The organism is Brevundimonas sp. P7753, assembly GCF_013386595.1.
GTDB classification, from domain to species: domain Bacteria; phylum Pseudomonadota; class Alphaproteobacteria; order Caulobacterales; family Caulobacteraceae; genus Brevundimonas; species Brevundimonas bullata.
On the sequence record NZ_JACARP010000012.1, the window covers coordinates 100,662 to 118,599 of the forward strand.

Consider the following 17,938-nt stretch of genomic DNA (forward strand, 5'->3'; position numbering starts at 1 on the left):
TGGTTGATGCGCCGATCCTGATGAAGGACGGCTATGCGCGCCCCACCGGGCGTGACGCGCTCGGCTGGGTGATGCGCGGCGAAGTGATGATGGCGGTCGGCGTGATCGGCGTCATCATGCTGCTGATCCTGCCGGTCCCGAAGATGCTTCTGGACCTGCTGCTGGCGATCTCGCTGGTCTCGTCCGTGCTGATCCTGATGACGGCCGTGATGATGAAGCGGCCGCTGGACTTCGCCATCTTCCCCACGGTGCTGCTGGTTTCGACCCTGTTCCGCCTGGGCCTCAACCTGGCCTCGACGCGCCTGATCCTGACCCACGGCCACGAAGGTCACGAGTCCGCCGGCGAGGTCATCAACGCCTTCGGTCAGCTGATGATGGGGGGCAACTTCATCATCGGGGTGATCATCTTCGCCATCGTCCTGGTGGTGAACTTCGTCGTCATCACCAAGGGTTCGACCCGCATCGCCGAGGTTTCGGCCCGCTTCACCCTGGACTCCATGCCGGGCAAGCAGATGGCCATCGACGCCGACCTGTCGTCCGGCCTGATCGACGAGGAACAGGCCAAGCTTCGCCGCAAGGAGCTGGAACAGGAATCCACCTTCTTCGGGGCCATGGACGGCGCCTCCAAATTCGTGCGCGGCGACGCCGTGGCCGGCCTGATCATCACCTTCATCAACGCCATCGGCGGCCTGCTGATTGGGGTGCTGCAACACCAGATGCCGGTGGGCGAAGCGGCCAACACCTATGTCCAGTTGACCATCGGCGACGGCCTTGTGACCCAGGTCCCGGCCATCATCATCTCCATCGCCGCCGGCTTCCTGGTGTCCAAGGCGGGCGTCGAGGGCACGGCGGACAAGGCCCTGGTGGCGCAGCTGGCCACCAACCCGGTGTCGCTGGGCGTCGTCTCGGGCGCCGCGGGCCTGATCGGCCTGATCCCGGGCATGCCGCTGATCCCCTTCGCCGCCCTGGCCATCGGTTCCGGCTTCATGGCCTGGCGTCTGGGCCGCAACCGGCTCAGGCCCGCCGTGGTCGAGGGGGCTTTGGACCTGGGCAAGCCCAAGGAGGACGTGGAGGAGCCGATCTCCACCGCCCTGACCATCGACGAGGTCAAGATCGAGCTGGGCTACGCCCTGCTGACGCTGATCAATGATCTGGAGGGCCGTCGCCTGACCGATCAGATCCGCGCCCTGCGCCGCTCGCTGGCTCAGGAATACGGTTTCGTCATGCCCAGCGTGCGCATCCTCGACAACATGCGCCTGCCCAATCAGGGCTACGCCATCCGCATCAAGGAGATGGAGGCCGGGGCCGGCGAGGTGCGCCTGTCATCCCTGATGGCCATGGACCCGGCGGGCCGTCAGGTCGAACTGCCCGGCGAGCACACGCGCGAGCCCGCCTTCGGTCTGCCCGCCACCTGGATCGACGAATCCCTGCGCGAAGAGGCCACCTTCCGCGGCTACACCCTGGTCGACCCCTCGACGGTGCTGACCACGCACCTGACCGAGATCCTCAAGGAGAACATGGCCGAGCTGCTGTCCTACGCCGAGGTGCAGAAGCTGCTCAATGAGCTGAAGGGCGAAGAGACCAAGCTGATCGAGGAGTTGATCCCCACGGTCGTCACCGTCACCACCCTGCAACGGGTCCTGCAAAGCCTGCTGCGCGAAAAGGTCTCGATCCGCGACCTGCCCGCCATCCTCGAAGGCCTGGCCGAGGCCGCGCCCCACACCACCAGCGTCACCACCCTGGTCGAGCACGTCCGCACGCGTCTGGCGCGCCAGCTGTGCTGGGCCAACCGCGGCGACGACGGCGCCCTGCCCATCATCACCCTGTCGCCCGACTGGGAGCAGGCCTTCGCCGAAAGCCTGATCGGCCCCGGCGAGGACAAGCAGCTGGCCATGGCTCCCAGCCGCCTTCAGGACTTCATCCGCAACGTCCGCGACGTGTTCGAGCGCGCCGCCATGTCGGGTGAAAATCCCGTCCTGCTGACCGGCCCCCAGGTCCGCCCCTATGTCCGCTCCATCATCGAGCGTTTCCGCGGCCAGACCGTGGTGATGAGCCAGAACGAGGTCCACCCCAAGGCCCGGCTGCGGACCGTCGGCACGGTCTGACCGGGATCGAGGTTAACGACTGGACTCAAGGGGTTCGGTCGATAAGCTGGCGGTCATGAAACGCATTCGGCTGGCCCTGCGCACCTTTGGCGGCTTTCTGCGCACGCCGACCCTCAGTCGTTCGATCATCGCCCTGTTGGCCCTGGCCATCCTGCTGCTGCTGGCGGTGAACGCGGCCACCTTCGTCATGATCCAGCGGACGTCGGCCTATAACGACACCGTCGATCACAGTCAGCAGGTGCGCCTGGCCTCCAAGGACGTGCTCAGCCTGCTGGCCGACGCCGAGACGGGTCAGCGCGGCTTCATGCTGACGGCGCGCGCGGAATATCTGGGGGTCCATCGCCGCGCCGTGGCCGAACTTCCGGCCGTGCTGGCGCGTCTGGACGGCCTGATCGGCGACGACGAGGAGTTGAAGCCCCGCATTGCGCGAGTTCAGACCCTCTATCGCCAGCGTATGGCCCTGATGGACCACACCATCGACCTGACCCGCACGGGACGGATCGGCGAGGCCGTGTCGCAAATCCGCAGCGGTCAGGGCAAGGCCCTGATGGACGCCATGCGGGTCGAACTGACCGCTATCGACGCCGTCGAGGCCCGGCGTCTGGCCGAGCGCACCCGCCAGTCCGAACGCGCCTCGGCGGTGACGGTCTCGGTCAACGCCCTGGCCGCCTTGCTGATCCTGATCCTGGCCGGGATCAGCGTCTGGCTGGTGCGCCGTTATGTCGATGAGATCGAGAGCGCCCGTCTGGAGCTGGATCGGCTCAACGCCGGGCTGGAAAACCAGGTCCGCGACCGCACCGCCGAACTGACCCGCGCCAACGAGGAAATCCAGCGCTTCGCCTATATCGTCAGCCACGACCTGCGCGCGCCCCTGGTCAACATCATGGGCTATACGTCGGAGCTGGAGCAGGTCGGCAAGATCTTCGACCACCAGCTGACGACCCTGGCTGAGCGACACCCCGAAGACATCGAACCCGAAGCCATCCGCGCCGTGCGCGAGGACGTGCCCGAGGCGGTCGGCTTCATTCGCGCCTCGACCGCCAAGATGGACCGGCTGATCAACGCCATCCTCAAGCTGTCGCGAGAGGGGCGGCGGGCCTTGGCGCCCGAGGTCCTGCCGATGAGCGCCGTGGTCCAGTCCATCGCCGACAGCCTGCATCATCAGGTCGTGGAAAACGGGGGTGAGATCGTGGTGCGCGACCTGCCGACGCTGGAGAGCGACCGCCTGTCGATCGAGCAGATCTTCGGCAACCTGCTGGACAACGCCGTCAAGTATCAGCAGCCGGACCGCCCCATCCGCATCGTCGTCGATGGCGAACTGACCGACGACGGGCGCGTCCACTACCGCATCACCGACAACGGACGCGGCGTCTCGGCGCGGGACCACGAACGCATCTTCGAACTGTTCCGCCGGGCGGGCAAACAGGATCAGCCGGGCGAGGGCCTGGGTCTGGCCTTCGTGCGCAACAGCGTGCGCCGCCTCGGCGGGGTGATGGAGCTGGAGTCCGAGCTGGGACAAGGCTCGACATTCCATCTGAAATTCCCCACACGATTGATCGTGTCGGGGGACGCAGGAGACCGTCTATGAGCCATTCCGTGAAGATCGTCATGGTCGAGGACGACCATGGCCACGCCAAGCTCATCGAAAAGAACATCCGCCGCGCCAACATCGCCAACGACATCGTTCACTTCGATCACGGCGACGCCGCCCTGGACTATCTGTTCAGCGACGAGGTTCGCGCCCATGGGCCGCTGCTGATCCTGCTGGACCTCAACCTGCCGGACATGTCGGGCACCGACATCCTGGAAAAGGTGAAGTCGGACGAGCGCCTGCGCCGCGCCCCCGTCGTCATCCTGACCACGACCGACGACAAGATCGAAATCCAGCGTTGCTACGATCTGGGCTGCAACGTCTACATCACCAAGCCGGTGGACTACGAAGCCTTCGCCGGCGCCATCCAGCAACTGGGCCTCTTCCTGTCCGTCATGCAGGCGCCCGAGATTTGAGCGCCCCTATCCGCCTGCTCTACATCGACGACGACCGGGGTCTGTCACGGCTGGTCCAGAAGGAACTGGGCCGTCACGGCTATGACGTGACCTGCGCCCCCGACGCCGACGCCGGTTACGCCGCGCTTCAGGCGGGCGCGTTCGACGTCTGCGCCCTGGACCACTACATGCCGGGCCGCGAGGGGCTGGACGTCCTGCCCGACATTCTGAACCTGCCCAGCCCGCCGCCGGTGGTCTACGTCACCGGGGCGCAGGACGGCCGGATCGCCGTGGCCGCCCTGCGCGCCGGCGCCGCCGACTATGTCATCAAGGACGTCTCCGAGGACTTCACCGCCCTGCTGCGCTCGGCGCTTGAGGACGCCCTGCTGCGCCGTCGTCTGGAGCGCGAAAACGAAGCCGCCCAGGAAGAGGTCCGCTTGGCCCGCGACCGCGCCGAGGCCATGCTGCGCGAGGTCAACCACCGCGTCGGCAACTCCCTGCAACTGGTCTCCAGCTTCATCTCGCTGCAACTGCGCCAACTCGCCGACGAGGGCGCGCGTTCGGCCCTGCGCGAGGCCCAGGTGCGGATCGAGGCCGTGGCCCACGTCCACCGCCGCCTCTACACCTCGTCCGACCTCGCCACCGTGGCGATGGACGAATACCTGACCGGCCTGGTCGAGGAACTGGGCAAGTCGATCGGACCCGGCGACGGCTCGCCGCACCTCAGCCTGCGCGCCGAGCCGATGCGGGTCACCACGGATCAGGCGGTGTCGCTGGGCGTCATCGTCACCGAACTGGTCACCAACGCCGTCAAATACGCCTACGAGCCGGGCGTGGGCGGCGAGATCCGCGTCGTCCTGGAAGCCGCCGTCGAGGGCCGCGCGATCCTGACCGTCGAGGACGACGGACCTGGCCTGGGCGACGGGACGCCGAAGGGCACCGGCCTGGGCGCCAAGATCGTCTCCGCCATGGCCGGCGGCCTGCGCTCGGCCGTTCAGTTCGACGCCGAGCACCGCGGCGTGCGGGCGCAACTGGTCTTCGACCTTTAGCAGTCCACCTCCCTCTCACCGCTCATCCCGGCGGACGCCGGGATCCAGTGCTTTGGCTGCAAGCACGACGCTGGCGAACGCGTGGCTCAAATCTGGGCCGCCCCCCCCATTTGACCTTTAGGCCCTTTCGCATCGGTCGCGACGCGCGTTAGTCTGCGTCAATGAAGCTTCAGTTTGGAACGGCCCGCCCCGGCCTCGACTATATCCACCGCGCCGCGACCTTCGGTCTGGTCGAACAGGACGGCAAGCTGGCCTGCGTGCGTGTGGACCGGGGCGAGGGCAGCTATTTCGACCTGCCCGGCGGCGCCGTCGACGGCGAGGAAAGCGAGCAGCAGGCCCTGGTGCGCGAGTTCGCCGAGGAGACCGGCCTGATCGTCGAGCCCGAGGATCGCCTGACCGAAGCCGCCCAGTATTTCCGCAAGACCGATGGCTCTCCGGTCAACAACGCCGGCGGTTTCTGGACCGCCCGCGTCACCGGTTTCGACGCCTCGACCCAGTGCGAGGCCGACCACGAACTGGTCTGGCTGGACCCGCTGGAAGCCCTCTCTCACCTGCGCCACGAAGCCCACGCCTGGGCCGTCGCCAAATGGCTGCGGTCAAGAATTCAGGGAACCTGACGGCGCGGGAACGGTTGTTTCTGTCGAAGCGTCGTCAGTCCGACGGCGTCATTACAGAGGTTTCCCATGCCTGATCATGACCGTGTCGAAGGCGCCGCCAAGAATATCGGCGGCAAGATCAAGGAAGCCGCCGGCAAGGTGACCGGCGACGAAAAACTGAAAGCTGAAGGCCGCGCCGAGCAAGTCGAAGGCAAGGTCCAGAACGCCGTCGGCGGCCTCAAGGACACTTTGCGCGACGGCCGCAACTAACCCCGTTTGCACCGATCAGGCCGCCGTTCCAGAAAGGAGCGGCGGCCTTTTCATGTCCGCATCATCCAGAGCCCCGGCTGCGTCTGTCGTCGAGGGAGAGCGGGCTTCGCCACGGTGTCGTGGGGAATTAAGCGTCTATTTCAAAACTTGAGTAACTGGGGTAGCCGAATGTGGCTGCATTGCTCCCTACGTCCGCCCTCTGGATTTGAAACAACGTCCTCTCCACAGGTGGCGTTGGCGCAGCGTGGTCCTGCCCGCAGTCGTCTTTGTCACCGTCTTCGTCGCCGCAATAGCCGACTGGACCGCCCCGATAGCCGCCGCGAAAATGATGATCGACAGGGTGAACCCAGAACCGATACCCGATCAGCATTTCTCAGGATGTAACGCTGCACGCGCCGCCGGACGGGAAAACATTCCGTCATGGGACCCCTCATACCGCCAAAGCATGGACGGAGACGGGGATGGTCTGGCTTGTGAGTCCTATCGTGGGTGACAGTGAAAGATAGAAGGTCGCCAAAGGATCGTGAACCGAAGTTCGCTTATGGGTGGCTAGCGGACGTTCCATGATCCGTCGTGAACCGCCGCGATGAGGCTACCAACGGTCAGACTGCGATAGGTTCGCTCGCCGCGCCATTCGCGAAAGGCTCGAAAGAGGTTTAGCCCGAAGTTATGCGCCACCTCGTTCGGTGCGTATTGTCTCAGGTCCATCAGGCTAAAGTCGGCGCCGAACGGCTCCCTAATCGAGTCTATGGCATTGCCCAAATCCTCACCGGCGAGACCCAGATCGTAATATAGTTCCGTCGTTTCGGTGATTGCATCCCCTCGCATAGTGATGCGGTCCAGCGCGCTGATCACATGGTTGCGGATAGCCTCTTCTGATCGCGCGATGTTGTCGGCCATCGCTTGAGTGAACGCCAAAGGGCGAATGTCTGCAACGGGTCGAAACTCCCCCTACCGCGTCAGCGCCCGCATGGCCTTGTCCAGCCCGTCCAGCGTCAGCGAATACATCCGCTGGTCCATGACCTCGCGGATCAGGCCGACCGACTGAGTATAGCTCCAGTAGCGTTCGGTGACGGGGTTCAGCCAGACCGACTTGTCCCACTGTTGCCGGGCGCGTTTCAGCCAGACGGCGCCGGCCTCCTCGTTCCAGTGCTCGACCGAGCCGCCCGGCATGGTGATCTCATAGGGGGACATGGTCGCGTCGCCGACGAAGATGGCGCGCCAGTCGCCGGGGTATTTGTTCAGCACGTCCCAGGTCGAAATCTTTTCGTTGTGACGACGCCGGTTGTCCTTCCACACCCCCTCATAGAGGCAGTTGTGGAAGTAGAAGAACTCCAGGTTCTTGAACTCGGTCCTGGCCGCCGAGAACAGCTCCTCGCACAGCTTGATATGTCCATCCATCGAGCCGCCGATGTCGAGGAACAGCAGGACCTTGATGGTGTTGCGCCGCTCGGGTCGCATCTGGATGTCCAGCCAGCCCTGACGCGCCGTGCCGTCGATGGTGCCGTCCAGATCCAGTTCTTCGGCCGCGCCCTCACGCGCAAACCGGCGCAGACGGCGCAGGGCCACCTTGATGTTGCGTGTGCCCAGCTCGACCGTGTCGTCCAGATTGCGATACTCGCGCTTTTCCCAGACCTTGACCGCGCGGCCCTGTTTCCCCGGCCCGCCGATGCGCACGCCCTCGGGATTATAGCCGCCGTGGCCGAAGGGGCTGGTCCCGCCCGTGCCGATCCAGCGGTTGCCGCCCTCGTGCCGGCCCTTCTGCTCCTCTAGACGCTGTTTCAGCGTCTCCATCAGCTTGTCGAAGCCGCCGAGCGCCTTGATCTGCGCCTTCTCCTCGTCGGTCAGAAACTTCTCGGTCAGCAGCCGCAGCCAGTCCTCGGGGATTTCGGTGGTCAGGTCCTCGCCCGCGCCGACCGTCTCCAGCCCCTTGAACACCTTGGCGAACACCTGATCGAACCGATCATAGTGCTTCTCGTCCTTGACCAGCACCGCCCGCGACAGGTGATAGAAGGCCTCGACCTCCCGCCCGGCCACATCCTTGTCCATGGCCTCCATCAGATGGAGCCATTCCTTCAGCGAAACAGGAACACGCGCTTCGCGCAGGGCGGTGAAGAAGGGCAGGAGCATGGGATCAGACTGGGCCGCGATCAGCCGCGCCGCAAGATGAACTCGTGGTCGTTCCAGGTCCCGACGGGGTAATCGTACTCGCCGGCTTTCTCGAACCCATAGGCGGCATACAGTTTCTGGGCCTTCTCGTTGCCGCTCCAGACGCCGACCCACAGGGGGCCGTCGGTGTGGGCCTCCATCCAGTCCAGCGCCAGCTTCAGCAGCTTGGTCCCAAGGCCCAGCCCTTGCGCGTCGCGGCCGATGTAGAGGCGGCGCAGTTCGGCGTGGCTGGGGCGCGCGTCGGGATGGGGCAGGGTGTTCGACCCGGTGTTGGCGAAGCCCAGGATCGCGCCGTCGCGGTCGGCTACCCACCAGGCGGCGCCGGGCTCGGCCAATTTCGCGGAAATGGTCTCGACGCTGAAGCTCTTGTCGAGGAAGGCGGCCAGGTCGTCGGCGGGGTAGGGGATGCCGAATCCCTCGACAAAGGTGTCCACGAAGGTCTGCCGCCCCAGCACGGCCAGGGCGGCGGCGTCGTCGGGTCGGGCGGGGCGGATCAGGGCTTCGGTCATGGCTTCGGCCATAGCCTCGCAAGGCGTGTCGGTCGAGGGCTCGCGAGGCTGTCATCGCTTGGTGGTTGCAGGGGCGGGCGGCGGGAGCTACCACCATGTTCCAAGGGGCGGACGACACGCCTGCCCCGTCAACCGCATTCGGGGGGATTGAGGGACGCCAAAGCCTTGATTTCACAGGCCGCTCCCCGTGCTATGACGTCTCCCGCACTCATGACTCACACCGAATCCGTCGCATCGACGCCTTCAGAGGCGCCCTCCGCCGCCCAGGCGACGCCGGCGCTCGGCGCGATTATCCTCGCCCGCCACGGCGAACCGGCCCTGTCGCGCAAATGTCTGATCACCTCGGACGAATATCGTGACTGGTGGGGCCGCTACGAGGTCGGCGGTCTGCGCGCCGGGCAGACGCCGCCCCAGACCCTGCTGACCGCCGCCGAAGGCGCGGGCGCCATCTACGCCTCATCTCGTCTTCGCGCTCAGGAAACGGCCCGCGCCGTGGCCCGCGACCGCGAGGTCCTGGTCGACGCCCTCTTCATCGAGGCGCCCCTGCCGCCGCCGCATTTCCCGTCGTGGATCAAGCTGTCGCCGCGCTATTGGGGCGTGATCTCGCGCTTCTGGTGGCACGTCTTCAACCACCACGAAGGCCAGGAAACCCGCGCCGAGGCCGAGGTCCGCGCCGATCAGGCCGCCCGCATCCTGATCGCCCGCGCGAGCGAAGGTCAGGACGTCCTGGTCCTGGCCCACGGCTACTTCAACCACATGGTCGGCCAGAAGCTGAAGTTCCACGGCTGGCGCCTGGCCGAGAACCAAGGCTTCAAATACTGGTCCCAGCGTCGCTTCGAGAAGCGCTGAGCCCCAAAGGGGGCGGGTGCGGCGCCTTTCGTCGTTGATGCGCCGCGCGGGCGTCTCTAGGTTGCCCGCATCATGACCGACGCCCCCGCTTCCCCCGCCGTTTCCACCGATCTCAGCTTCGAGGACGCCCTGTCGCGTCTGGAGGGCATCGTCTCGCGACTGGAGTCCGGCCAGGCCCCGCTGGAAGAGTCCATCGCCCTGTACGAAGAGGGCGCGCGCCTCAAGGCCCACTGCGAGGCCCGCCTGAAAGCCGCCCAGCTGCGCGTCGAGAAGATCGTCGTCGGCGCCGACGGCCAGGCCAAGGGCGTCGAACCCGCCGAGTTCGGCTGAGGCTGTGACCCTGCTCGCCGCCAACTCCCCGGAACAAGCCGTTATCGACCGGGTGGGCGAGATCGCCGATCTGGTCACGGTCGCCCTCGACGAACTGCTGCCCCGCGCCGACGGCCCCGAATCGCGCCTGACCGAGGCCATGCGCTACGCCGCCCTCGGCCCCGGCAAGCGCCTGCGCCCCTTCTTCGCCATCGAGGCGGGCCGGATGCTGCAAGTGGACGAGCAGGCCGTCCTGCGCGCCGCCTGCGCCCTGGAATGCGTCCACGCCTATTCCCTGGTGCACGACGATCTGCCGGCCATGGACGACGACAAGGTGCGACGCGGCCGTCCGACCCTGCACATCGCCTATGACGAGGCGACCGCCATCCTGGCCGGCGACGCCCTGCAAACCGCCGCCTTCGACATCATCCTGGACGAAGACACGCACGACGACGCAGGCGTACGCTGCGAGCTGGCCCGGCGCCTGTCCTTTGCGTCCGGCGCGCGCGGCATGGCGGGCGGTCAGATGATCGACCTGCTGGGCGTCCGCGACGACCTGGGCGGCGTGGCCCGGATGCAGCGGCTGAAGACCGGCGCCCTGTTCGCCTACGCCTTCGAAATCCCGCTGATCATCTCGCGCGGCGGCGAAGACGCCTGGCACGCATTGACCAGCTTCGCCCACGACCTGGGCCTGGCCTATCAGATCATCGACGATGTTCTGGACGCGGAAGGCTCGGCCGAAGAGATGGGCAAGGCCGCCGGCGGCAAGGACGCGGCGCTGGGCAAGACCAATTTCGTCACCCTGCTGGGCGTCGACGCGGCGCGTCACAGGGTCGCGCACCTGGCCGATCAGGCCCGCTCCCATCTTGACCTGTTCGGCCACGAGGCCGAAATCCTCAAGGCCAGCGTGGACTTTGTGCTCAAGCGCAGGTCCTGATAGGAAACGCCCCCGCCGTCCGCGGGTTAAATGACTGACGATCCGCGTCAAAGGCCCCCGTTTACGATGCCCGACACCCCCGTTCTCGACACCGTCACCGTTCCCGCCGACATGCGCGGGTTCGATATCGCGCGGCTGAAGCAGTTGGCCGACGACGTGCGGACCGAGACCATCGACGCCGTCTCCGTCACCGGCGGCCACCTCGGCTCGGCGCTGGGCGTGGTCGAGCTGACCGTGGCCCTGCACCATGTGTTCGAGACGCCCAAGGACATCCTGATCTGGGACGTCGGCCATCAGTGCTATCCGCACAAGATCCTGACCGGGCGCCGCGACCGTATCCGCACCCTGCGTCAGGGCGGCGGTCTGTCGGGCTTCACCAAGCGGGCCGAGAGCGAATACGACCCCTTCGGCGCGGCCCACGCCTCGACCTCGATTTCGGCGGCCTTGGGCTTCGCCGCCGCCCGCGACGCCAAGGGCGAGAAGAACCGCGTCGTGGCCGTCATCGGCGACGGCTCCATGTCGGCGGGCATGGCCTATGAGGCGATGAATAACGCCGCCGAGGCCACCAGCGGCCAGCTGATGGTGGTGCTGAACGACAACGACATGTCGATCGCCCCGCCGGTCGGCGGCATGAGCGCCTATCTGGCCAAGCAGGTCTCGGGCGGCGCCTATCAGAACATCCGCAAGGTCGGAAAGAAGTTCGTCGACCACATGCCGCGCCCCTTCCGCGACGCGGCGCGCAAGGCCGAGGAATACGCCCGCGGCATGATCGTCGGCGGCACCTTCTTCGAGGAGCTGGGCTTCTACTACATCGGGCCGATCGACGGTCACGACATGGAGAACCTGGTCCCCATCCTGAAAAACGCCGCCGCCATCACCGACCGCCCGGTCTTGGTCCACGTCGTGACGCAGAAGGGCAAGGGCTACGCCCCCGCCGAGGACAGCGCCGACAAATACCACGGCGTGGTCAAGTTCGACGTCGTCTCGGGCAAACAGGCCAAGGCCGTCTCCAACGCGCCCAGCTACACCAAGGTCTTCGGTACAGAGCTGATCAAGCACGCCCGGACCGACCCCAGCATTGTGGCCATCACCGCCGCCATGCCCACCGGCACGGGGCTGGACCTGTTCGGTCAGGCTTTCCCGGACCGCACCTTCGACGTCGGCATAGCCGAGCAACACGCCGTCACCTTCGCCGCCGGTCTGGCCGCCGACGGGATGAAGCCGGTCTGCGCCATCTATTCGACCTTCCTTCAGCGCGGCTATGACCAGGTCGTCCACGACGTGGCCATCCAGTCCCTGCCGGTGCGCTTCGCCATGGACCGGGCCGGTCTGGTCGGCGCCGACGGCGCCACCCACGCCGGCAGTTTCGATATCGGCTTCATGGGGGCTCTGCCCGGCATGGTGCTGATGGCCGCCGCCGACGAGGCGGAACTGGCCGCCATGATCTCGACCTCCCTGGCCATCGACGACCGCCCCTCGGCGTTCAGGTATCCGCGCGGCGACGGCGTCGGCGTCGAGATTCCCGAACTGGCCGCCCCGCTGGAGATCGGCAAGGGCCGCATCGTCCGCGAAGGCACGTCGGTCGCCATCCTGTCGCTGGGCACCCGCCTGCAAGAATCGCTGAAAGCCGCCGACCTGCTGGCCGCGCGCGGGATCTCGGCCACCGTCGCCGACGCCCGCTTCGCCAAGCCCTTGGACGCCGACATGATCCTGCGTCTGGCGCGCGAGCATGAATGCCTGATCACGGTGGAAGAGGGCGCCATGGGCGGCTTCGGCGCCTTCGTCCTGCAACTGCTGGCCGAGAAGGGCGCGCTGGACGGCGGCCTCAAGATCCGCACCCTGACCCTGCCCGACGTCTTCCAGGACCAGGACAAGCCCGAGATCATGTACGCCCAGGCCGGCCTGGACGCCGACCACATCGCCGCTGTCGCCCTAACCGCCCTCGGCGTTGACGCCAGCCGCGCGGCAAGGGCTTAACCCTCCAAGAATCCTTCTCCCCTTGAGGGAGAAGGTGGCAGCCGAAGGCTGACGGATGAGGGGTGCTGGCGCGCCCTTCCGCTCAGGGCGTTCGGCTTTCGGACGCACGTCAAACGCAGCGCTGTCACCCCTCATCCGGCCCTGACGGGCCACCTTCTCCCTCAAGGGGAGAAGGTGCCAGGGGATCACCCCTTCAGGCTTCTCAGCATCAGTTCGTGGCGATAGGCGGCGATGTCGCCCAGGGCGGCGTCCAGCACCGTCCTGACCCGCTCCAGCCCTCCAGACGCCAGGGCCTGGTCGCCGTGTTCGACCTCGGCGCAGACGGCCGCCAGATCGTTGGCCCCGATGCCGGCGCTCGCCCCGCGAATGGTGTGGACCGCATCGCGCCAGCCCTCGGACGCCGCATCCAGCAGGGGCGACCACAGGGCCGCCTGCTGCACGAACAGGCCCAGCACCTCCTCGGTCACATCGTCCATGCCGCCGGTCATGGTCTCGAGCACGGTGAAATCCACCGCCCCCGTCAGATCGCGCCGCGCCATCAGGCTTCTGGGGCCTTGGCCAGGCGGGCGTTCTTCGACGACCACAGCAGATAGATGGCCAGACCGCCCAGGTTCCACAGCAGGAAGTAGAGCTGGGTCGAGGCCTTCAGGCTGAAGAAGAAGACGATGCAACCGACGATGGCGACGCCGCCGACCAGCCACCACAGCGGGGTCTTGAACTTGCGCTCGCGGTTGGGCTCGCGCACGCGCAGCACGATCAGGCTGATCCCCACGGCCATGAAGGCCATCAGGGTGCCGGCGTTGGCCAGCGAGGCCAGTTCATCCAGACGCATGATGCCGGCCAGAATGGCGACGACGATGGCGGTGAAGACCGTCACCACGACCGGCACGCCACGGTGCGAGATCTTGGCCAGGCGGTTCGGCAGCAGGCCGTCGCGGGCCATGCCCAGGAAGATGCGGCTCTGGCCGAACAGGAAGGCCAGCAGCACGGTCGGCAGGGCGATGACGGCGGCGGCGGCGATCCACTGGGCCGCCACGCCCTGCCCCAGACCGCGCATGATCAGGGCGAGAGGCTCAGGGCTGTCCGAGAAGGACGCCACCGGGGCGGCGCCGATCGCGGCGGCGGCGACGACGATATAGAGGATGGTGCAGACCACCATCGAGCCGATGATGCCGATGGCCAGGTCGCGTTCGGGCTTCTTGGTCTCCTCGGCGGCCGTGGCGATGGCGTCGAAGCCGTAGAAGGCGAAGAAGATGATGGCCGCCGCCGCCATGACGCCCGTCTGGACGAAGGGCGCGCCGAAACCGTGCGGCATGAAGGGGGTGAAGTTGGCCGTGTCGAAGTGCGGCAGGGCGATGGCCACGAAGGCCACCAGGGCGGCGATCTTCACCAGCACCAGCACCGCGTTCAGCGTGGCGCTTTCCTTGGTGCCCATCAGCAGCAGGCCGGTGACAACGGCGATGATGAAGACGGCGGGCAGATTGATCAGCCCGCCCTCGACGTGAGGGCCGACCGTCAGGGCCAGCGGCAGGTCGATGCCCAGCCCGGCCAGGAAGGGAATGGCGTACCCCGACCAGCCCACGGCCACCGCCGAGACGACCAGGGAGTATTCCAGGATCAGGCTCCATCCCACGACCCAGGCGAAGATCTCGCCCAGCGAGGCGTAGGAATAGGTATAGGCGCTGCCCGAGGCGGGCATGATGGTCGACAGCTCGGCATAGGCCAGGGCCGCGCAGGCGCAGACCAGACCCGCCAGACCAAAGCTGATCAGCACCGCCGGACCGGCCAGACCGGCGCCGACCCCGATCAGGGTCAGGATGCCGGTGCCGACGATCGCGCCGACCCCCAGGGCCATCAGATGCGGCCAACTCAGGGTCTTCTTCAGCGCCGGCCCCTCTTGCGGGGCCAACATCGCATCGATCGACCGCCGACGGTTCCAGAACGCCATATGTGTAATTTCCTCGTACCGCGTCTGCCGGCGGCTGATTCCGACGCCTATCTTAACGCCTCAGACAAACTTTAGAAAATGCCGCGATCAGCCCTTGCGTCCCCTCAGCATCCTGAGTAATAGGACGGCCCTTCGGGCAACCCAGCGGGTCGCAACGAAGAACCGGCGCCACACCAAGGGCGCAGACGACGGTACGGGTGATTAGCTCAGTTGGTAGAGCAGCTGACTCTTAATCAGCGGGTCCACAGTTCGAACCTGTGATCACCCACCATCGTTTTCAATGACTTAGCCGGAATGTCTGGACGGACACTGGGATTCTACTGGGGCTCCTACGGCCTCGGGCTAAACCTCGGTGCGGCAAGCTCTTTTCACAGCTCCCCTACGGACACTTAATGAAAAGAGCTTCGCGACCGCTCGCTGTCAGTGTCTGCAAAAAGCCCGTCTGACGGTCGCCTCTCGTCTCCATATGCTGGCACATCGCAACGAAAACCCCTCTGATGTGCCAGCCCATATCGCCTCACCGCCACACGATCGCGGGGGTTGCGCGAGTCCCTACGGATGAGCCTCGAGAGTGTCTCTAAACTGGGATCCTGCTTGATCCCAGTTTGCGACCAAGACTTATCGCTTGACATATAGACCCAATCGCGCATCCATGCACGGGTCGATAGGCAACCCCCTGTGCGGGCGCCTTCGCCCTTCCAAATTCATTGCTGTTGCCACGCCCTAACTCCGAACGGGCGCCGCGCCACTTCGCTTCGGTTCCCGGAGATGGCCGCCCATGCGCATTCCGAACTCTAGGCGGACGTCCGTTAAGCGGCCGCCGCCAGCAGCGACCGCCGCCTTGTCTGCGCCAGATGGCGCACAGGCGACCACCCCCCCCCTCTTCGAATGCGAGTACGACTTTCGCGAACCTTCCAGTCTCTCCGAGGCCTACATCTTGTCGATCTTGCCGGATCACTTGCTGGAGATACTGGCGCGAAAGGCCCCGCTGGAAGCGTCGTGACAGAAACTCACACTCCATAGGACGCGATCAGATGCACCAAAGCTTCAAGCCCCTGACAGACGCAATGATTGAAACGTTACGAAGCTCTGTTGGAGACGGTCCCAGAGTCGAGATTAGCGATAAAATGCAAAAGGGGCTGCGCCTGCGCTTAGGACCGCGAAGCGCCACCTGGTCAATGGTCCTGGAAGTCGATGGAAAGCGCACGCGACACGCCGTCGGGGACTGGCCCGAAGTCGGCGCCGAAGAGGCCCGCCGCATCGCCAGAATGGTCGGCCAACCGCAACGCGGTCGTGCAGCGCCGGCAACTGTCGATGCACTGCTTGCCGACTATGCCGCGGTGAAGGCTCCCACGTTAAGACGTGAGCGCTCTACAATGAACTCCCTCAAGGATGCGATCAGCTCGATCCGGAATCGCCACCCAGCGACTCTTTCGCGACGAGACATCGCCGACATCGTGGCGCGCAAAGCAAAATTCGCCCCCTCGCACGCCAATCGGCAACTTGCATATCTCAAAGCTCTATTCAGTTGGGGCGTTTCGCAAGGATTGATCGACAACAACCCGGCTCAAGGCGTTGGAAAACCTGCTCGCGAAGCCGCGAGAGAGCGGACGCCGACCGTTGATGAAATCGCAGCCATTTGGAATGCGTCCATTTCGCGCCCGCATCCCTACGGGCCTATCGTTCAGATGCTGATCCTGACAGCTTGTCGCCGCCAAGAGGTTGCAGAAATGCGATGGAACGAAGTCCGTCTCCCCCCGGATTCCGCGACTGGCGAATGGACCATCCCTGCGGCTAGGACCAAGACTGGGCGCTCTATCCTCATTCCTCTCTCGGCTCCCGCGCGTGAGATTTTGGATGAAGCGAAAAAGTACAAGAGCGGCGAACTGGTCTTTGCAACCTATGCCGGCGTCTCGTTTCAAAGCTGGTCAAAAGCAAAAATCGCCCTGGATCGCGTCATAAATTTTAATAACGGAAACGTACGGGACTGGACCCATCATGATTTCAGAAGAAGCTTCGCCACCTACGCCTGCGACGAGCTCAACACGCCTCCCGAGATCGTCGACCGCTGCTTGAATCATATTGGTGCAGGTACTTCTTCCACAGTCGCTCGTGTCTACGCACGCGGACAACTCCTTCAACAGCGACGATTAGCTCTGGAGGCGTGGGCGGACGCCATTATGAACGCGGTGGAACAGCAGTCGGGGCCGCTGCGTCAAGCACGGGAGACGGACTGAATATGGCCACAAACGAGCCGCAGGCACCGCCAGGCTGGATCCTGATCGAACAAGACGGCGCGCTAAATAGGGGACCAGGTCGCGGTAGCCCCCTGGAGATTTGGAGCCGAGCCAGCGATTGGAAATCCTACCCCCGGGGGACCGAAAAACGTCGAATGGGGCAGGGAGATATCGACTGTCGAAGCGCGCCGGTTGGCCTCCTGTGATGAGAGCGCCTTGGCTCAAGCACCATTGATGAAAGGAGCGCGATCTGATCCAGGCGTCTGAGGAGTCTGGATTATGAGTGACCTGCATTGGCTGACGGACGAGCAGATGGCTCGGCTGGAGCACTTTTTCCCCAAGAGCCACGGCAAGCCTCGGTTGACGACCGCCGGGTGCTGAGCGGAATCATCTTCGTTAACCGCAACTGCCTGCGCTGGCAGGATGCGCCGGCGGCCTATAGGCCGCACGGACAACATCCCCCCAAGACCATCGCGCCGATCCTGATCGAGAACCTGAGACGCGAGACGCGATTGATGACCACGAAGCCGGTCACTACCTGAACGTCGACCGGGAATTCATCGACCACGGCGTCGTTCGGCACGGGCGGGACGAGTACGTTTCCCCAACGGACCGCACGGTCCAAATCCAGACGATCGAAGGGTTTTTCTCGATCTTCAAGCGCGGCATGAAGGGCGTCTATCAGCATTGCGCCAAGAAGCACATGCACCGCTACCTCGCCGAGTTCCTACTCGAACCGGATCGCGCTGGGCTGCGGTGACGCTGAGCGGATGGACCGCATTCTAGCGGCGATAGGCGGAAGGCGGCTCATGTACCCGGAGATGTGCGGGGCGTCGTGACGGCACCATGAGTGCATGCTAATCGACACACATAATCTCTTCGCCGATGCGGACATGGATGTTGACGTGCCCCTGAGAATTTCCTCCACGCGGAGCTAGAGTCCGGCCCTTGAAAGGACGGACGGAATGAAACGAGCGAGATTCACGGAAGAGCAGAA

At 65.3% G+C, this 17,938-nt stretch carries 18 protein-coding genes, 1 tRNA gene and 1 pseudogene; 15 read left to right on the forward strand and 5 right to left on the reverse strand.

Annotated elements, in window-relative coordinates; genetic code table 11:
- The first annotated feature begins 20 nt into the window (after positions 1-20).
- The 7 genes from flhA (at position 21) to HX774_RS20345 (ending at position 6,499) form a co-directional block, all read left to right on the forward strand.
- The gene (gene flhA, locus HX774_RS02980) at positions 21-2,105 is read left to right on the forward strand and encodes a flagellar biosynthesis protein FlhA (protein WP_255499958.1); all 2,085 of its coding nucleotides are present in this window, start codon (positions 21-23) and stop codon (positions 2,103-2,105) included.
- Positions 2,106-2,160: 55 nt separating this feature from the next.
- Positions 2,161-3,693 (forward strand): CHASE3 domain-containing protein, encoded by a 1,533-nt coding sequence (locus HX774_RS02985; protein ID WP_178824082.1) that lies wholly within the window; start codon positions 2,161-2,163, stop codon positions 3,691-3,693.
- Positions 3,690-4,112 (forward strand): response regulator, encoded by a 423-nt coding sequence (locus HX774_RS02990; protein ID WP_114816200.1) that lies wholly within the window; start codon positions 3,690-3,692, stop codon positions 4,110-4,112. The genes HX774_RS02985 and HX774_RS02990 overlap by 4 nt, the downstream gene beginning before the upstream one ends.
- Positions 4,109-5,140, forward strand: coding sequence for a sensor histidine kinase (locus HX774_RS02995; protein ID WP_178824084.1), 1,032 nt, complete (start codon positions 4,109-4,111; stop codon positions 5,138-5,140). The genes HX774_RS02990 and HX774_RS02995 overlap by 4 nt, the downstream gene beginning before the upstream one ends.
- Before the next feature lie 161 nt (positions 5,141-5,301).
- Positions 5,302-5,757, forward strand: a complete 456-nt coding sequence (locus HX774_RS03000) for an NUDIX domain-containing protein (protein ID WP_178824086.1) — start codon at positions 5,302-5,304, stop codon at positions 5,755-5,757.
- Between the two features lie 66 nt (positions 5,758-5,823).
- Positions 5,824-6,006: a CsbD family protein gene (locus HX774_RS03005; protein WP_178824088.1), complete on the forward strand. Its 183-nt coding sequence runs from the start codon at positions 5,824-5,826 to the stop codon at positions 6,004-6,006.
- A 328-nt stretch (positions 6,007-6,334) separates the two neighbouring features.
- Positions 6,335-6,499 (forward strand): excalibur calcium-binding domain-containing protein, encoded by a 165-nt coding sequence (locus HX774_RS20345; protein ID WP_370523328.1) that lies wholly within the window; start codon positions 6,335-6,337, stop codon positions 6,497-6,499.
- A 56-nt stretch (positions 6,500-6,555) separates the two neighbouring features.
- On the opposite strand, the gene HX774_RS03015 is transcribed toward HX774_RS20345, so the two are convergent.
- The 3 genes from HX774_RS03015 to HX774_RS03025 are packed head-to-tail and all read right to left on the reverse strand — an operon-like array spanning position 6,556 to position 8,684.
- The gene (locus HX774_RS03015; RefSeq protein WP_178824090.1) at positions 6,556-6,906 is read right to left on the reverse strand and encodes a DUF1493 family protein; all 351 of its coding nucleotides are present in this window, start codon (positions 6,904-6,906) and stop codon (positions 6,556-6,558) included.
- 51 nt (positions 6,907-6,957) lie between these two features.
- The gene (locus HX774_RS03020) at positions 6,958-8,136 is read right to left on the reverse strand and encodes a VWA domain-containing protein (protein ID WP_178824092.1); all 1,179 of its coding nucleotides are present in this window, start codon (positions 8,134-8,136) and stop codon (positions 6,958-6,960) included.
- A gap of 20 nt (positions 8,137-8,156) precedes the next feature.
- Positions 8,157-8,684: a GNAT family N-acetyltransferase gene (locus tag HX774_RS03025; RefSeq protein ID WP_178824094.1), complete on the reverse strand. Its 528-nt coding sequence runs from the start codon at positions 8,682-8,684 to the stop codon at positions 8,157-8,159.
- A gap of 210 nt (positions 8,685-8,894) precedes the next feature.
- Between HX774_RS03025 and HX774_RS03030 the strand changes: the two genes are divergently transcribed.
- The 4 genes from HX774_RS03030 to dxs all read left to right on the forward strand — a co-directional run bounded on the left by HX774_RS03030 (position 8,895) and on the right by dxs (position 12,756).
- Positions 8,895-9,533 (forward strand): histidine phosphatase family protein, encoded by a 639-nt coding sequence (locus tag HX774_RS03030; protein ID WP_178824096.1) that lies wholly within the window; start codon positions 8,895-8,897, stop codon positions 9,531-9,533.
- 72 nt (positions 9,534-9,605) lie between these two features.
- On the forward strand, positions 9,606-9,863 hold the full coding sequence (locus tag HX774_RS03035; protein WP_178824098.1) for an exodeoxyribonuclease VII small subunit: 258 nt from the start codon (positions 9,606-9,608) through the stop codon (positions 9,861-9,863).
- 43 nt (positions 9,864-9,906) lie between these two features.
- Positions 9,907-10,779, forward strand: coding sequence for a polyprenyl synthetase family protein (locus tag HX774_RS03040; RefSeq protein WP_114816226.1), 873 nt, complete (start codon positions 9,907-9,909; stop codon positions 10,777-10,779).
- 66 nt (positions 10,780-10,845) lie between these two features.
- Positions 10,846-12,756: a 1-deoxy-D-xylulose-5-phosphate synthase gene (gene dxs, locus HX774_RS03045; RefSeq protein ID WP_178824100.1), complete on the forward strand. Its 1,911-nt coding sequence runs from the start codon at positions 10,846-10,848 to the stop codon at positions 12,754-12,756.
- A 185-nt stretch (positions 12,757-12,941) separates the two neighbouring features.
- On the opposite strand, the gene HX774_RS03050 is transcribed toward dxs, so the two are convergent.
- Positions 12,942-13,295: an Hpt domain-containing protein gene (locus HX774_RS03050; protein WP_114817453.1), complete on the reverse strand. Its 354-nt coding sequence runs from the start codon at positions 13,293-13,295 to the stop codon at positions 12,942-12,944.
- Positions 13,295-14,704 (reverse strand): amino acid permease, encoded by a 1,410-nt coding sequence (locus tag HX774_RS03055; RefSeq protein WP_178824102.1) that lies wholly within the window; start codon positions 14,702-14,704, stop codon positions 13,295-13,297. The genes HX774_RS03050 and HX774_RS03055 overlap by 1 nt, the downstream gene beginning before the upstream one ends.
- Positions 14,705-14,899: 195 nt before the next feature.
- On the opposite strand from HX774_RS03055, the gene HX774_RS03060 reads away from it, so the two are divergent.
- The 4 genes and pseudogenes from HX774_RS03060 to HX774_RS03075 all read left to right on the forward strand — a co-directional run bounded on the left by HX774_RS03060 (position 14,900) and on the right by HX774_RS03075 (position 17,701).
- Positions 14,900-14,975, forward strand: a tRNA-Lys gene (locus HX774_RS03060).
- Between the two features lie 763 nt (positions 14,976-15,738).
- Positions 15,739-16,941, forward strand: coding sequence for a site-specific integrase (locus HX774_RS03065; RefSeq protein WP_178824104.1), 1,203 nt, complete (start codon positions 15,739-15,741; stop codon positions 16,939-16,941).
- Positions 16,942-17,220: 279 nt separating this feature from the next.
- Positions 17,221-17,390: pseudogene (locus tag HX774_RS03070) on the forward strand (transposase); the annotation flags it as partial.
- 110 nt (positions 17,391-17,500) lie between these two features.
- Positions 17,501-17,701: a transposase gene (locus tag HX774_RS03075; protein WP_370523330.1), complete on the forward strand. Its 201-nt coding sequence runs from the start codon at positions 17,501-17,503 to the stop codon at positions 17,699-17,701.
- The last annotated feature ends 237 nt before the right edge of the window (positions 17,702-17,938 follow it).

Excerpts from the sequence above, each read along its gene's own strand:
- dxs (WP_178824100.1), top strand. The coding sequence starts at position 10,846 with ATGCCCGACACCCCCGTTCTCGACACCGTCACCGTTCCCGCCGACATG.
- HX774_RS02985 (WP_178824082.1), top strand. The coding sequence starts at position 2,161 with ATGAAACGCATTCGGCTGGCCCTGCGCACCTTTGGCGGCTTTCTGCGC.
- HX774_RS03020 (WP_178824092.1), bottom strand. The coding sequence starts at position 8,136 with ATGCTCCTGCCCTTCTTCACCGCCCTGCGCGAAGCGCGTGTTCCTGTT.
- HX774_RS02990 (WP_114816200.1), top strand. The coding sequence starts at position 3,690 with ATGAGCCATTCCGTGAAGATCGTCATGGTCGAGGACGACCATGGCCAC.
- HX774_RS03065 (WP_178824104.1), top strand. The coding sequence starts at position 15,739 with ATGCACCAAAGCTTCAAGCCCCTGACAGACGCAATGATTGAAACGTTA.
- HX774_RS03005 (WP_178824088.1), top strand. The coding sequence starts at position 5,824 with ATGCCTGATCATGACCGTGTCGAAGGCGCCGCCAAGAATATCGGCGGC.
- HX774_RS03055 (WP_178824102.1), bottom strand. The coding sequence starts at position 14,704 with ATGGCGTTCTGGAACCGTCGGCGGTCGATCGATGCGATGTTGGCCCCG.
- HX774_RS03030 (WP_178824096.1), top strand. The coding sequence starts at position 8,895 with ATGACTCACACCGAATCCGTCGCATCGACGCCTTCAGAGGCGCCCTCC.
- flhA (WP_255499958.1), top strand. The coding sequence starts at position 21 with ATGAAGGACGGCTATGCGCGCCCCACCGGGCGTGACGCGCTCGGCTGG.
- HX774_RS20345 (WP_370523328.1), top strand. The coding sequence starts at position 6,335 with ATGATCGACAGGGTGAACCCAGAACCGATACCCGATCAGCATTTCTCA.
- HX774_RS03035 (WP_178824098.1), top strand. The coding sequence starts at position 9,606 with ATGACCGACGCCCCCGCTTCCCCCGCCGTTTCCACCGATCTCAGCTTC.
- HX774_RS03000 (WP_178824086.1), top strand. The coding sequence starts at position 5,302 with ATGAAGCTTCAGTTTGGAACGGCCCGCCCCGGCCTCGACTATATCCAC.
- HX774_RS03015 (WP_178824090.1), bottom strand. The coding sequence starts at position 6,906 with ATGGCCGACAACATCGCGCGATCAGAAGAGGCTATCCGCAACCATGTG.
- HX774_RS03050 (WP_114817453.1), bottom strand. The coding sequence starts at position 13,295 with ATGGCGCGGCGCGATCTGACGGGGGCGGTGGATTTCACCGTGCTCGAG.
- HX774_RS03025 (WP_178824094.1), bottom strand. The coding sequence starts at position 8,684 with ATGACCGAAGCCCTGATCCGCCCCGCCCGACCCGACGACGCCGCCGCC.